The following is a 13,824-nucleotide window of genomic DNA, read 5'->3' on the forward strand; positions in this document are numbered from 1 at the left end:
AGGCATGAGCGACGATCCGACGCCGGCGGGGGCGGAGTCCGACGGCGACGACGCGACCGACCGGGAGCGTGAGACGACGGCCGACTCCGCCGAGAACGAGGTCGGCGACGGGGACGATGTCGGCGACGAGAGCACGACCGACGCCACCGAGTCCGGCGCCGACCGCGGCGGGAACGAGAGCCCGACGGCCTCCCGGGACGTGGAGCTCCCCGAAGACGTGCCGGAGGACGTGGCCGAGTACGAGCGCTTCACCAAGATGGACCGCGCGGACTACGACCGCGTCAACGAGTTCCTGCGCGATCGGACGTACATCACCGCCCGCGAGTGGGCGATCGCCCGGCTCTGTGCGGACTTCCGGACCGAGACTGGCGTCGAGATGACGAAGATCGGCGAGAACCTCCCGCGGCTGGTGCCGTTCATGACGGACACGTACACCCCGCAGGCGGTGAATCAGGCCCGCGCCTCCTTCGAGGAGAAAGTCACCAAGGCCGGCGCGACGTTCCTCTACGGCGCGATGTCGGGGTTCTACACCGCCGAGGAGCTCGACGAGACGATGTACGAGGTGACCGAGATCGCGAAGTTCCTGCTGGAGGTCGAGGGCGTTGACCTCTCCGTCGAGGAGGAACTGGAAGCGGAGGACGAGATCTCGCGGGTGATGCGGGAGGTGCGGGAGGCCTCGGCGGAGGTGCGCGGCGAGGAGGTGAAGTGCCCGGAGTGCGGGCACGTTCACGAGGCCGAGTGAGTCAGTGGAGGCCGGGCGCCTCGTCGTCGAGTTCGGTTTCGACGTAGTCCCGGCCGTGATCGGTGATGACGTAGCAGGACTCCACGTCGTCGAGTCGACGGATGAACCGGGTCTCGGAGAGCTCTCGAACGCCGTTGAGGACGGCGGTCCGGCTGGGCGGGTCGTCCATCCGGTCGTCGAGGTTGGCGGCGATCCCGCCGGGCGAGATTCCCACGCCGGACTGGTAGAGCAGTCGGAGCGTCGGCTCGACGGCGTCGGAGTCGAACTCGGGCATGAGCGTGGGTTGTGCCGTCCGGGTGAAAACGTCCGTGGCCGTTATTCGTGGGTGTCGGTTTCTGCGGCGTCGTCGCTGTCTCGATCGTCGGCTACCGGCACAGCGACCGTACCAGCAACAGCATCTCGATCACTGACCACTTGCGACCGCAGTACGCCGGACACGAGGGTCCGGCGAGACCACGAGTCCCCACCCCTCCCCCCCGCGAGCGCCGACGGTCGGCGCTCGCGAGGCGTCCCCCGCCACCGCACCGCGGCCGCGGTCGGCGCGAAGCGCTCGCGGCTCCGTCCGCGAGTCAGCGCGAGGGATGAACGAGCGAACGGATGTGAGCGAGTGAATCGGCTGGGGAGGTATGAGGGCTGTGCGGCGCGGTTGCGGTCACAAGTGGCCAGGCTCACTCCGTGGTGACGTTCGCGGCTGCAGTCGTCGACGAACACGTAGAAGCAGCAGTTCCGGAGCCGACCTATTCCTCGATCCCGCCCTGCTCGCGTTTCCCCGACCTCGCTACTCCCACCGGAATGTCCCGTTCCGCTGCACCACCTCCCCATCCACCTCCATCCGCGAGTCCTCGCTCATGTCGGTGATCATGTCGACGTGGACCGCCGAGTCGTTCGCCTCGTCCTCGCTCCCCTCGGGGAAGTTCGACTCGTAGGCGCGCCCCACTGCCAGATGCACCGTATCGCCCATCTTCTCGTCGAACAGGATGCTGTCGGTGAAGCGGTCGATGCCGCGATTCATCCCGATGCCGAGTTCGCCCAGTCGCTTCGCGCCTTCGTCCGTATCCAGCACCTCCGCGATGGCGTCCTCGTTCTGCTCGGCCGCGAAGTCGACGACCTCGCCGTCCTCGAAGGTGAGGTGGACGTTCCGCACGCGCTGGCTGTTGATCGTCATCGGCACGTCGAAGAACACCTCGCCCTCGGTCGCGTGGGGCGCGGTGAACACCTCGCCGGAGGGGAGGTTGTGGGAGTCGTACGCCACGCTCGCCGCGGAGTTCACGGCGGTGCGGCCCTCGATGGACATCGTGAGGTCGGTGTCCTCCTTGACGATCCGGACCTCGCTCCCGTCGTCCAGCAGCTGCTTCATCTTCGCCATCTCGTCGGCGAGTTCCTCCCAGTCCCGGAGGACCGCGTCGTAGACGAACTCCTGATACGCCGCGTAGCTCATGCCGGCCTGCTGGGCCAGCGCGCGCGTGGGGTGGACCGTCGACACCCAGTCGGTGTCCATCCGCGCCTCGCGGATCCCCTGCCGGGCGCGACCCTTTGCCTGTCGCTTCTCGGCGGGCACGTCGGCGCCCTCGGTGGTGTTTCGGCCGCCGCCGAGGCGGAGCACCGCGTCCGCGTGCTCGTACAGCGCGCGCTCGTACTCGGGGTCTTCGTCGAACTCGGCGCTGTGGGCCCGCGTGTACGCCCGGTCGATCTCGTCGGAGCCGTACAGCGTGACGACGTTCGCGTCGCGCTCCCCCAGTTCCTCGGCGACCGCGACCGCCAGATCGTGGGCCCCCTCGGCGACGGAGAGCACCACGTCGTCGCCCGCCTCGATCCGGGCGCTCCAGTCGACCAGCGTCCTCGCGTGTTCGCGGACTCGTTCGTCCATGTCCGAGGCGTCGGCCCGGGCGCGCAAAATACCCGCGGGACGCCGGCGACCACCGGCCGCGGTTCCGGTTCCGCGACCGCTCGGGACCGCAACGGCTACACGCCTCCCCTCACAGCCTCAGGGTATGGAACTGGGCGTCATCGGACTCGGGCGGATGGGGCAGATCGTCGTCGACCGGGCTCTCGACGCGGGCCACGACGTGGTGGCGTTCGACTTGAGCGCGGAGGCGACCACCGAGGCTGCCGAGGCGGGCGCGACCGCCGCCGACAGCGTCGCCGATCTCTGTGACCGACTGGGCGAGGAGAAACGGATCTGGCTGATGGTGCCGGCGGGCGACCCCGTCGACGCCACGCTCGCCGACCTCGAACCCCACGTCGGTGAGGACGACGTGATCGTCGACGGCGGGAACTCCCACTTCGAGGAGTCGGTGCGCCGGTCCGGAAACACCGACGCGGCGTACCTCGACTGCGGCACCTCCGGCGGCCCCGCGGGCGCGCACCTCGGCTTCTCGCTGATGGTCGGCGGGCCCGAGTGGGCGTACGAGGCGATGGTCCCCGTCTTCGACGCCGTCGCGACCGGGAACGCCGGCCACGACCACATGGGCCCCTCGGGGTCGGGCCACTACGTGAAGATGATCCACAACGGCGTCGAGTACGCGCTGATGCAGGCGTACGGCGAGGGGTTCGAACTGCTCGCGAACGGGCGGTACGACCTCGATCTCGAAGCCGTCGCGCGGACGTGGAACAACGGCGCCGTGATCCGCTCGTGGCTGCTCGAACTCTGCGAGGAGGCGTTCCGCGAGGAGGGGAACGACCTCGGCGACGTGGCCGACCACGTCGCCGGCGGCTCGACCGGCACGTGGACCGTACAGGAGGCGCTGGAGCAGGAGACGCCGGTACCCCTGATCTATCAGGCGCTGGCCGAGCGGTTCGGCTCCCGGGCGCCCGAGGAGGGGCGGTTCTCCCGGCGGCTGGCGAACCGGCTGCGCTACGGGTTCGGGCGGCACGACGTCAAACGCGAGTAGCGCGCGGAAACCACGTTTTCGGAGGTCTCGAACCCGAGACCTCAACATCTAGAACGAGAGATCGAGCCGCCGAAGCCGTCGCTCAGGGTCGTTGAACGACGGGGTAGGCCAACGGGAGTACCCCCGTGGAGACCACGAGGGCGAAAGGCCCCCGCTGTCCGTGCCGTCACCTGTACTCCCCGCCGCCGACGGAAAACACCTCCGACATCCCCGTTCGACCGACGGGGCGCCGAGAGCGCCGACGACTAGAGGTCGGCGTCCCGGAACCAGACGATCCCGACCGCGAGCGGGACTGCCAGCCACAGCAGCATCGCGAGCAGGACGACGCCGTCCGAGAACACCGGCGAGAGTTGGGGACCGAGCGCCTGTGCGGCCCGCTGGTTCGGGATCATCCCCAGCAGCAGGCTGAACATCCGGATCCGGGCCTCCAGATCGCTCATGAACAGGCTGTCGACCAGCGACTTGTACGCCTGAATCGGGTTGAGGATCTTCAGCGCCAGCCGGAGCTGGAACTGCTGGGGCGTCGAGAGGCCGAACAGCTCCGTCGCCGCGCGGTTGACGCCGGTGACGAAGAAGTTCCAGAGGAACCAGAACGTCGCGAACAGCCCGCCGGCGCCGACGAGCGCCTGCTGGTTCGTGTTCGCGGCCGCGGAGACCCCGACGGCGATCCCGACGAACACGACCCCCAGCAACGCGGTCAGGAGGGCGAACTCGACGTAGACGAGGATGTCCAGCCCCGACGCCGCCGGCAGCAACGCGAGCAGCGCGACGAAGAAGCCGATCAACACCGGGAGGCTGACGACCGCACTCCGGCCGAGGAACTTCCCGAGCACCACGTCGTCACGCGAGTGGGGCAGCGAGAGCAGCAGCTTGATCGTCCCCGACTCCCGCTCACGGGTGATCGAGCCGTAGGCCACGACCAGCGCCGTCAACGGGATCAGGATCGCGGTCCCCTGCTTGAGGTAGAACAGGAACCCCCGGAGGATCGCCGCCGCCTCTTGCTGGCTGCCGCCGCCGACGTAGAGCCGGCCGATCGCGGCCCCGGCGAACACCAAAATCGACAGCGCCGACAGCACCCAGAGCCACCGGGAGCGCACCGCGTCCCGGAAGTCCTTCCGGGCGACGGCCTCCCAGCTCATGCGTCCACCTCCTCGGCGGCCCCGCCCTCGCCGGGCGTGTCACCCTCCGTGTACGCGAGGAACAGGTCCTCGAGCGACGACTCGCGGGTCGAGAAGTCCTCGACGACGACCCCAGCGTCTTCGAGCGCGCCGATAACCGCAGTCTTGGCCTCGGGGTCGCACTGAACGGTCACGGTCGTCCCGTCGGTCGAGGCGGCGTCGACGCCGTCGAGCGCGCGCACCGCGTCGAGATCGTCGTCCGTGACGCCGTCGGCGGTGATTTCGAGCGTCGCGCCGGTGCCGACCGCCTCGCGCAGCCCCTCGACGGAGTCCTTGGCGACGAGCTCCCCCTTGCGGAGGATCCCCACGCTGTCACAGACCGCCTCGACCTGCCCGAGTACGTGGCTGGAGAAAAAGACCGTCGCGCCGCGGTCGGCCTCCTCGCGGACGATGTCGCGCATCTCCTTCGCCCCCGCGGGGTCGAGCCCGGAGGAGGGCTCGTCGAGGATCAACAGGTCGGGATCGCCCACCAGCGCCATCCCGAGCGCGAGCCGTTGGGCCATCCCCTTCGAGTAGCCGCCGGCCTTGCGGTCGCCGTCGCCGGCGAGGCCGACGCGGTCGAGCACGGCGTCCGGGTCGGCGTCGGCATCCTTGGACTCGATCGCGAACTCGAGGTGTTCGCGGCCCGTCAGGCGCTCGTACACGGAGAACCCCTCCGGGAGCACGCCGGTGCGCTCCCGGACCGCGACGCTCTCACGCTGGGGGTCCATCCCGAGCACTTCCACCTGTCCTGCGGTGGGACGCACGAAGTCGAGCAGGACGTTGATCGTCGTCGACTTTCCGGCCCCGTTCGGGCCGAGGAAGCCGAACACCTCGCCCTCCTCGACCGTCAGATCGAGCCCGTCGACGGCGGTCACGTCGCCGAACCGTTTCGTTACCCCGTCGAGTTCGATGGCGGCCATGGGCCGGCTTGCCCCGGTTCCCGATAAAGGGTTTCGGCCGGGTCCTCAAGCGTCCCGGCGGACCGATCTAACGCACCCGGCGCATGCCGGGCGAGCGATCAGTTTCGCCCGCCCGTTTCGCGCTCGAATCGACGCTGCAGCGCCCTCCCGGGGGGGTCAGTCACATTTAACGGTACTGGGGTGGTGGATTCTCCAAGGTGATCCGATATTCTTCGTGTCGAATTCCAAACGATCCCGTCCGGCGTCGTCGCCGATCTCGCCTCTCAGATACCCGGCGTGCGGCGGATCGACTACGAGAACGTGTTCTACGCCAGCGACGGTGACTGGATCGAGTCGCTCGTCGTCTCCTCGAGCGTCGACTTCGACCCCGCAGAGGTGCTGGAGTCGCTCGACCGCGTCGAACTGTTCCACCACCAGCTGACGTCGGGGGACTCCGCGACCCAGACGACCCGCCGGCTCACCGTCGTCGCTCACGAGCCGTACCCGTTCCTGCTCGGCGTGGTCCTGCGCAGGAAGGCGATCCCGAACCGACTCGAACTCCGTGACGGCGTCCTCACCGGGATCGTCACCGTCCGGGAGTGGGAGGACTTCCGCTCGCTCGCGGACACGATTCAGGAGCAGTTCGGCCGGTTCGAGCTCCTGAGCGTCAATCAGGTCGAGACGACCGGCGCCCCCCTCGGCTCGGGGCAGATCGGCCGGGTCCTCCGGGACGAACTCTCCGCCGAACAGCTCACGGTGCTCCGAACCGCCTACCGGCTCGGCTACTTCGACGTGCCGCGTGAGGCCTCCGCGGACGACATCGCCGCGGAGCTCGACATCGCCCAGTCCACGCTCAGCGAGCGACTGCGGCTCGCCGAGCGACAGGTGTTCGATCTGGTCTTCTCCATCAGCGGCGACGCCGAGGACGCCGAGACGATCGGCGACTGATCGCCGTCCCAGTTCCCGGTCCAACACCGCCGCGACCGCGGCCCGGCGGATGGGCGTTCGAACTGACAGGAACGGCTCGGCCCCCGGTTGCACATAAAGGATGATGATCATTAGCCCAGTTCGGGGGTAGTTACAGGGGTGTTATCCAGTAACGAGCAGTCGCTATGCCAGACGACCTGCCGTTCGAGATCGAGACGGGGAAGAAATCGCGGCGAAAGTTCCTCCGGATCGCGGGGGCCGCGGGCGCGGCCGGCATCGCCGGCTGTGGCGGCGGCGGCTCCGGCACCGAAACCACCGACGGCGGCGGTGGGGGTGGCTCCGGCGACGGCCGGTCGGTCGAGTCCCAGTTCTGGGAGGAGTGGCCCGTCGAGACGAAGGGGTCGGACGTCAACGACGAGGCGGTCCAGTTCGAGTACACCGCCGTCGAGGGGCAGTCGCTCCCCGCGGTGGACATGCACTTCGCGCAGTCGGAGACGCCGTGGATGCGCGAACATGCGCTGATGATTCAGGATTCGTTCAACACGCTCGGCGTGCCGACGAACCTCATCAACGTCCAGCCCAGCACGCGGTACGGCGAGTTCTGGCGGGCCGACATCGGTCACCCGGTGCCGGTGACGATGAACCTCCACGGGCCGGACCCACAGCGCGGGCTCGACCCCAACCCGTTCCTGATGCGTGCCCACCCCGAGACCGGCGGGAACTACTACAACTACAAGAACGACGAGATCACCGAGCTGCTCGACGAGCAGTCCCAGATGCTCGGCGACACCGAGGGCCGCGCCGAGATCTGTCGCGAAATCCAGCAGCTCCTCAGCGAGGACGCCTACATCATCGCGTCGAACTTCCCGGACGTGATCACGGTGGCGAACACCGCCGACTGGGAGGGGTACGTGCCGACCCCCGGCAACGGGACGACGCGGGACTCGTTCGTCTGGACGCAGGTGAACCTCCAGCCCACGGGCGACTCCTCGACGTGGGTCAAAGGCGTCACCGCCGGGATGCAGGGGACGAACCTGCCGTTCTCGACGGGCGGCCTCGAAGAGAAGCGGCTCCTGAACGTGTACGACGGGCTGTACGACGCCTCGCCGCAGCTGGAGATCGTCCCCGCGCTCGCGGTCGATCACGAGGTCGTCGACGACACGACGATCGAGATGGATCTCCGCGAGGGCGTCACCTGGCACGACGGCGAGCCGTTCGGGCCGGAGGACGTGAAGTTCAGCGTCGAGATGTACAAGGAGAACACGGCGCCCCAGCAGGGGCCGTTCTACACCCCGATCGAGAGCGTCGAGATCGTCTCGACCGAGGGCGGCGGGCGCGTGCGGTTCAACCTCACCGAGCCCGACGCCTCGTTCCTCACGCAACGTGCGGTCCGGAGTGCTATCGTCCCCAAACACCGCTGGGAGGACGTCGACAGCCCCAGCGAGCACAACCCCGACAACCCGGTCGGCACGGGGCCGTTCCAGTTCGAGAACTGGGCGCAGGGCGACGAGCTCCGCCTGTCGAAACACGACGACCACTGGCTCTGGGACGACGACACCCGCCGCGAGCTCGTCGGCGAGGAGCACTTCGTCGCCGGCGACGGCATCGACGAGATGGTCGTCGTGAACGTCGGCAACGTCTCGACGCTGATCGGCGCGATGCAGTCCGGCGACATCGACGCCATCGGGACGACCGTCTCGAACCAACAGGCCGAACGGGCTTCGCAGGCGCAGGGTGTCGAGAAGCAGACCTCCGAGAACTACGTCCCGACGGACGTCCACCTCAACCACATCGTCCCGCTGTTCCGCGACAAGACGTTCCGCGTCGCGCTCAGCCACGCCGTCGACAAGGAGGGGTTCGTCGAGGGCGTCCTCGGCGGCCGCGGGACCGCCATCGAGGGGCAGCGACTCCTCTCGCCGCTGCTGACCCCCTACGCCGCCGAGACCGAGCCCTACGAGTTCGACCGCGAACAGGGGCGGACGCTGCTCCGGCAGGCGGGGTACACGTTCGACGACAACGAGATGCTCCGCTGGCCCGAGGGCGACGCCTGGGAGGCGTTCGCCGAGCGTGTCGACCACGGTCACGCGACCCGCTCGGAGCTCGATCAGCCGGACTTCTCGTAAGTAATGAGTTTTCGTAGATTCCTGATCAAACGGACCGCGATCGCGCTGGTGCTGACGCTCGTCGCCGTCAGTGTCATCTTCGCGACGCTGCGGTTCCTGCCGAGCGACCCGTTCAGCGGGCTGGTCGCGTCGGGCTCGTTGACGCCCGAACAGGTCGCGGAGCTCCGGGCGATGTACGGGCTCGACGAGCCGCTGTACGTCCAGTACCTCAAGTACGTCCGGAACCTGTTCACCCTGCAGTTCGGCGTGTCGCTGACCCAGCAGCGGCCCGTGGGCCAGATCATCGTGCCCGCGCTGGTGAACACGCTGGTGCTGCTGCTGCCCGCGCTCGTCGCGACCGCGATCATCAGCTCGCTCGCCGGGATGTACGCCGGCTGGAACCGCGGCTCGTGGTTCGAGCAGACCGGGATCGTCGTCACGACGTTCTTCCGCGCGACGCCGGTGTTCGTGACGGGGATCCTCCTGCTGATCGTCTTCTCCTACGGGCTGGGTTGGCTCCCCGCCTTCGGGATGCGGAGCCCCGTCGCCAGCCCCGAGGGGTACGCCGCGACGTACCTCTCGGTAGACTTCTTGAAACACTACATCTTGCCGTTCACGGCGACGGCGCTGTTCTTCAGCGGCGACTTCCTGATGCTCGCGCGCAACTCCGTGGTCGAGCGCAAGGGGTCGGAGTTCCTCACGCTCCACCGCGCGAAGGGGCTCTCCGAGTGGGAGCAGCTCGGTCGCGCCGGCCGGAACTCGCTGCTGCCGTTGGTGACGTACTTCGCGCTCCGGACGGGGATGCTGTTCCAGGGCGTCATCACCCTCGAAGTGGTGTTCGCGTGGCCGGGGATCGGCCGCGCGCTCGTGCAGGCGATCCTCAACCAGGACTACCCGACCGTGCAGGCCGCGGTGTTCATCATGGCACTCGCGGTCATCGTGATGAACCTGCTCGCGGACGTGGCGTACGCGAAACTCGACCCGACGATCGACGCGGGTGATGTCTGATGTCCGGATACAACTTCGACACCGAGACCGCGAAGGACCGCCTCCGCTCGGAGGTCGAACGGGGCTGGCGAACGCTGCGTGTGGTCTGGCAGGACAACGGGGCCAAGGTCGGCCTCTCGATCCTCGCCGGCTTCATCTTCATCGGGCTGTTCGGCCCGTATCTCGCGCCGCACCACCCGATCGAGGACACGCTCCGCCAGCAGGGCGCGATCATGCGCCTCCACGAGCCGGCCGCGAAGGCGCCGCTGGGGACGACCTCCTTCGGCAAGGACATCCTGAGCCAGTTCCTCGCCGGCGCCCGGCCGACCCTGATCATCGGCCTGTTCGGCGGCCTCGGCACCGGCGTGCTCGGCTTCCTCGTCGGCCTCACGAGCGGCTACTTCGGCGGCCGCGTCGACGAGGTGCTGATGCGGATGACCGACCTGACGTTCGCGCTGCCGCTGCTCCCGATGTCGCTGGTGATCCTCTCCTTCGTGACCCCGAGCGTCTGGCTCATCACGCTCGTGCTCGTCATTTTCCTCTGGAAGATGCCCGCCCGCGTCATCCGTTCGGAGGTGATGACGGTCAAGGAGCGGACGTTCGTGAAGTCGGCGCGGGCCCGCGGGGCGAGCCACACGCGGACGATGTTCCTCCACGTCGCGCCGAACGTGCTCGGGATCGGCTTCCTGTACACCGCCTACGCGGTCGGCTGGTCGATCGTCGCCGGGGCGTCGCTGGCGTTCCTTGGCTTCGGCGACCCGACCACCACCTCGTGGGGGCGGATGCTCGAACAGGTGTTCCGCGCCGGCGCGATGCGGGTCGCCTGGTGGTGGGTGCTGCCGCCCGCGATCGGTATCGCCGCCGTGACCACTGCGGTCTTCCTCGTCGGTCGCGCCTTCGAGGAGATCGTCAACCCCGAACTCCAGACGGATCAAGAATGAGTCTGCTCGAAGTCGACGACGTGAAGATCACGTACAGCATGCCGGGCGACGACGTCCACGCGGTGAACAACGTCTCGTTCAGCATCGAGGAGGGGGACAACTACGGCCTCGTCGGCGAGTCCGGCTGTGGCAAGTCCACCCTCGCCAAATCGGTGCTCGGCCTCCTCGACGACAACGGGCAGATCGAGTCGGGGAGCATCGAGTTCAACGGCCGCGAACTCCGAGATCTCTCCGAGAGCGAGTGGCGCGACGTGCGCTGGGAGGAGATCGCCTACATCCCACAGAGCGCGATGGACTCGCTCGACCCGGTGATGACCGTCGGTTCGCAGATCAGGCAGGCGATCCGCAAACACCGGGACGTGTCGAAAGCCGACGCCAACGAACGCGTCTCGGAGGTGTTCGACATCGTGGGACTGGACGCCGACCGGACGAACGAGTACCCCCACGAGTTCTCGGGCGGGATGCGCCAGCGCGTCACGATCGCGATGGCACTCGCGCTCGACCCCGACCTCATCATCGCCGACGAGCCGACCACCGGGCTGGACGTGATCGTCCAAGACAAGATCGTCCACAAGCTGATGGAGATACAGGAGGAGATCGACAGTTCGCTCCTCCTGATCACCCACGACGTGGGCGTCGTGGCGGAGACCTGCGACGAGGTGTCGGTGCTCTACGGCGGGAAGGTGATGGAGCAGGGCGCGACGTTCGACGTGTTCGACGACCCGCACAACCCCTACACGATGGGGCTGAAAAACGCGTTCCCGGAGGTCGACGAGCTCGGCGAGCAGGCGATCTCGATCCCGGGTTCGTTACCCGACCTCAACGAGGAGCCCACCGGCTGCGTGTTCCGGGACCGCTGCCCGTTCGCGACCGAGGACTGCGCGGAGGAACACCCGCCGCTCGTCGAGGCCGGGAACCAGCTGTCGGCGTGTTACTACGCCGACGACGCCCCTGACCTGCAGGCGCGGGCGGCCGACCCCGAGACGTGGGGAATCGACGTGGCCGAGGACACCGCGGCCGAGGAGACCGGCGAGGTGATTGTCGAGACCGACGGGCTGGAGAAGTGGTTCAAGCAGAGCCAGCCGATCCTCGACGACCTGCTCGGCGCGGACCCCGACTACGTCAAGGCGGTCAACGGCGTCGACCTCGACGTCCACGAGGGGGAGATCGTCGGCGTCGCCGGCGAGTCCGGCTGCGGGAAGTCGACGCTGGGCGAGGTGCTCTCGGCGCTGCAGTCCCGGACCGGCGGCGACATCCAGTTCGAGGGGCAGTCCGTCGACCAACTGCTCGACGAGGACACCCAGCAGTTCCGCTCGGCGGTCCAGTTCATCTTCCAGGACCCGTTCGACTCGCTGAACCCGCGGCAGAAAGTCCGCGCCGCCGTCGCGGAGCCGCTGGAGATTCAGGGCGTCGCCCCCGACGAGATCGACCGCCGGGTCCGCGAGACGGTCGCCGACGTGGGGCTGAACCCCCCGGAGGAGTACTTGGATCAGTACCCCGAACAGCTCTCGGGCGGCGAGCGCCAGCGCGTCGCGATCGCGCAGGCGCTCGTGCTCGACCCGGACTTCCTGATCTGCGACGAGCCGGCGTCGATGCTCGACGTCTCGCTGAAGGCGAACATCCTCAACATCCTCCGGGAGATGGCGACCGAGCGCGACATCGGCATCGTCTACATCTCCCACGACCTCGCGAGCCTCTCCCAGATCACCGACCGGCTGGCGGTGATGTATCTCGGGCAGATCGTCGAGCTCGGCGCGACCGCGGAGGTCGTCGAGAACCCCCGACACCCGTACGCGGCGTCGCTGCTCGCGGCGTCGCCGAAGGCCGACCCGGACACCGACCGCCAGCGCGTGCTGCTCCCCGGGGAGCCGCCGAACCCGGTGGACCTCCCGAACGGCTGTAACTTCGCACCGCGCTGTCCGAAAGCCACCGAGGAGTGCTGGGAGAACGACCCCGAGCGGTCGGCGTTCCAGGACGGCGACCACGAGGCCGCCTGCTTCTTCCCGGTCGAGGACACCGAGGGAGAACTGCTCGAGGCGTACGCCCGCGAGCGCGAACGCCAAGACGCAGAGGAGGACGCGGAGACCGAAGAGCTGGCGTCCTGACCGGCTCGCCGCGTCGTTCCCTTCGCTGTCTCGGGTCCCACCCAACTACTTATTCTTTGCTGTCACGTAGGGGCCAGATAATGGCCGAAACCGAGCGTTCCGAGGCGGCGTCGCCCGACGAGGGGGACGGGATCGGCTCCCGTCGATTGGAGGCCGAACTCAACACGGCCCGCGCGGAGTTCGAGAGCCTCGTCGCGGAGAGCGACCTCGAGCAGGGCGACGACAACTGGATCCAACGGGGCCGCGAGCTTCTGGACGACGCCGACGCGTCACTCGCGGAGGGGAACGTCGAACAGGGGTGGGCCTACCTGCACGCGGCGACGCGGCTCTCGATGTACGGCGTCGAAGCCGTCGGCGGCGACGAAGCGCTCCGGGGGGAGGGGCGGGCGCTTCTCGTCGAGGCCGAGAACGCCCCGCTCTCGTGGCGTGAGGAGGCGATCCGGAACCGGATCGCGACCGCCGACGGAACCCTGCGGGAGCGACTGACGGCGACCGACCTCCGCGCCGCACAGGAGCTCCTCCACGAAGGGTACGAGAGCCTCCACCGGAAGCGACACTACCTCCAGACACAGTTCCGCTATCTCCGGATCGGCGCCTCGGTCGCCCTCCTCCTCTTCCTGGTGGTCGCCGTCGCCGGAGCGTGGTCGGGACTGTTGCCCACGCCGTTCTTCGAGTTCGGGACCGGCGGGTCCGAGGGGTCCGCCCCCGCGAACTCTGTCTACCCCGTGGTGTTCCTGATCTACGTCGTCCTCTCGGGGATGCTCGGTGCCACAGTGTTCGGGCTCCGATCGCTCCGCAGGCAGCCGGTTTCGACGAGCACACCACAACACCTCACGGGGTTTCAGGCCACGGTGGCTCGGATGGTGGTCGGCGCCGGCTCGGCGCTAGCAGTGTTCTTCTTCGTCCGTTCGGAGTTCCTCGTCGTCGGATCGAGCGCCAGTTTGACGCGGGGCTCGTTCCTCCTCGCGATCGCCTTCGTCGCCGGCTACTCCCAACGGCTCGTCCACACGACCGTCGAGGCGGTCGCCGGGATGGCCGGGTCGGAGCCCTCGGCCGGCCAGTAACGCACG

At 68.4% G+C, this 13,824-nt stretch carries 12 protein-coding genes; 8 read left to right on the forward strand and 4 right to left on the reverse strand.

Annotated elements, in window-relative coordinates; translation table 11 throughout:
* The first annotated feature begins 4 nt into the window (after positions 1 to 4).
* Positions 5 to 742 (forward strand): DUF5806 family protein, encoded by a 738-nt coding sequence (locus tag ACQUSM_RS11280; RefSeq protein ID WP_435118629.1) that lies wholly within the window; start codon positions 5 to 7, stop codon positions 740 to 742.
* A 1-nt stretch (position 743) separates the two neighbouring features.
* On the opposite strand, the gene ACQUSM_RS11285 is transcribed toward ACQUSM_RS11280, so the two are convergent.
* The gene (locus tag ACQUSM_RS11285) at positions 744 to 1,016 is read right to left on the reverse strand and encodes a hypothetical protein (protein WP_435118631.1); all 273 of its coding nucleotides are present in this window, start codon (positions 1,014 to 1,016) and stop codon (positions 744 to 746) included.
* 504 nt (positions 1,017 to 1,520) lie between these two features.
* Positions 1,521 to 2,609 (reverse strand): aminopeptidase, encoded by a 1,089-nt coding sequence (locus ACQUSM_RS11290; protein WP_435118632.1) that lies wholly within the window; start codon positions 2,607 to 2,609, stop codon positions 1,521 to 1,523.
* A 124-nt stretch (positions 2,610 to 2,733) separates the two neighbouring features.
* On the opposite strand from ACQUSM_RS11290, the gene gnd reads away from it, so the two are divergent.
* Positions 2,734 to 3,633 (forward strand): phosphogluconate dehydrogenase (NAD(+)-dependent, decarboxylating), encoded by a 900-nt coding sequence (gene gnd / locus ACQUSM_RS11295; RefSeq protein ID WP_435118634.1) that lies wholly within the window; start codon positions 2,734 to 2,736, stop codon positions 3,631 to 3,633.
* 245 nt (positions 3,634 to 3,878) lie between these two features.
* Here the strand turns inward: gnd and ACQUSM_RS11300 are convergent, their stop codons facing one another.
* Complete coding sequence (locus tag ACQUSM_RS11300; RefSeq protein ID WP_435118636.1) at positions 3,879 to 4,772, reverse strand: ABC transporter permease; 894 nt, start codon at positions 4,770 to 4,772, stop codon at positions 3,879 to 3,881.
* Positions 4,769 to 5,713, reverse strand: coding sequence for an ATP-binding cassette domain-containing protein (locus ACQUSM_RS11305; RefSeq protein WP_435118638.1), 945 nt, complete (start codon positions 5,711 to 5,713; stop codon positions 4,769 to 4,771). Before ACQUSM_RS11305 ends, ACQUSM_RS11300 begins: the two co-directional genes overlap by 4 nt.
* Positions 5,714 to 5,944: 231 nt before the next feature.
* On the opposite strand from ACQUSM_RS11305, the gene ACQUSM_RS11310 reads away from it, so the two are divergent.
* The 6 genes from ACQUSM_RS11310 (at position 5,945) to ACQUSM_RS11335 (ending at position 13,818) form a co-directional block, all read left to right on the forward strand.
* Positions 5,945 to 6,640, forward strand: a complete 696-nt coding sequence (locus tag ACQUSM_RS11310) for a helix-turn-helix domain-containing protein (RefSeq protein WP_435119695.1) — start codon at positions 5,945 to 5,947, stop codon at positions 6,638 to 6,640.
* 164 nt (positions 6,641 to 6,804) lie between these two features.
* The gene (locus ACQUSM_RS11315; RefSeq protein ID WP_435118640.1) at positions 6,805 to 8,742 is read left to right on the forward strand and encodes an ABC transporter substrate-binding protein; all 1,938 of its coding nucleotides are present in this window, start codon (positions 6,805 to 6,807) and stop codon (positions 8,740 to 8,742) included.
* A 3-nt stretch (positions 8,743 to 8,745) separates the two neighbouring features.
* Positions 8,746 to 9,729: an ABC transporter permease gene (locus ACQUSM_RS11320; RefSeq protein WP_435118642.1), complete on the forward strand. Its 984-nt coding sequence runs from the start codon at positions 8,746 to 8,748 to the stop codon at positions 9,727 to 9,729.
* On the forward strand, positions 9,729 to 10,649 hold the full coding sequence (locus tag ACQUSM_RS11325; protein ID WP_435118643.1) for an ABC transporter permease: 921 nt from the start codon (positions 9,729 to 9,731) through the stop codon (positions 10,647 to 10,649). The genes ACQUSM_RS11320 and ACQUSM_RS11325 overlap by 1 nt, the downstream gene beginning before the upstream one ends.
* Positions 10,646 to 12,754, forward strand: a complete 2,109-nt coding sequence (locus ACQUSM_RS11330) for a dipeptide ABC transporter ATP-binding protein (protein ID WP_435118645.1) — start codon at positions 10,646 to 10,648, stop codon at positions 12,752 to 12,754. The genes ACQUSM_RS11325 and ACQUSM_RS11330 overlap by 4 nt, the downstream gene beginning before the upstream one ends.
* A gap of 80 nt (positions 12,755 to 12,834) precedes the next feature.
* Positions 12,835 to 13,818, forward strand: a complete 984-nt coding sequence (locus tag ACQUSM_RS11335; protein ID WP_435118646.1) for a hypothetical protein — start codon at positions 12,835 to 12,837, stop codon at positions 13,816 to 13,818.
* The last annotated feature ends 6 nt before the right edge of the window (positions 13,819 to 13,824 follow it).

This window comes from Halolamina sp. C58, assembly GCF_051195095.1.
Lineage (GTDB): Archaea > Halobacteriota > Halobacteria > Halobacteriales > Haloferacaceae > Halolamina.

Excerpts from the sequence above, each read along its gene's own strand:
- ACQUSM_RS11315 (WP_435118640.1), top strand. The coding sequence starts at position 6,805 with ATGCCAGACGACCTGCCGTTCGAGATCGAGACGGGGAAGAAATCGCGG.
- ACQUSM_RS11320 (WP_435118642.1), top strand. The coding sequence starts at position 8,746 with ATGAGTTTTCGTAGATTCCTGATCAAACGGACCGCGATCGCGCTGGTG.
- ACQUSM_RS11335 (WP_435118646.1), top strand. The coding sequence starts at position 12,835 with ATGGCCGAAACCGAGCGTTCCGAGGCGGCGTCGCCCGACGAGGGGGAC.
- ACQUSM_RS11280 (WP_435118629.1), top strand. The coding sequence starts at position 5 with ATGAGCGACGATCCGACGCCGGCGGGGGCGGAGTCCGACGGCGACGAC.
- ACQUSM_RS11305 (WP_435118638.1), bottom strand. The coding sequence starts at position 5,713 with ATGGCCGCCATCGAACTCGACGGGGTAACGAAACGGTTCGGCGACGTG.
- ACQUSM_RS11325 (WP_435118643.1), top strand. The coding sequence starts at position 9,729 with ATGTCCGGATACAACTTCGACACCGAGACCGCGAAGGACCGCCTCCGC.
- gnd (WP_435118634.1), top strand. The coding sequence starts at position 2,734 with ATGGAACTGGGCGTCATCGGACTCGGGCGGATGGGGCAGATCGTCGTC.
- ACQUSM_RS11300 (WP_435118636.1), bottom strand. The coding sequence starts at position 4,772 with ATGAGCTGGGAGGCCGTCGCCCGGAAGGACTTCCGGGACGCGGTGCGC.
- ACQUSM_RS11290 (WP_435118632.1), bottom strand. The coding sequence starts at position 2,609 with ATGGACGAACGAGTCCGCGAACACGCGAGGACGCTGGTCGACTGGAGC.
- ACQUSM_RS11285 (WP_435118631.1), bottom strand. The coding sequence starts at position 1,016 with ATGCCCGAGTTCGACTCCGACGCCGTCGAGCCGACGCTCCGACTGCTC.
- ACQUSM_RS11330 (WP_435118645.1), top strand. The coding sequence starts at position 10,646 with ATGAGTCTGCTCGAAGTCGACGACGTGAAGATCACGTACAGCATGCCG.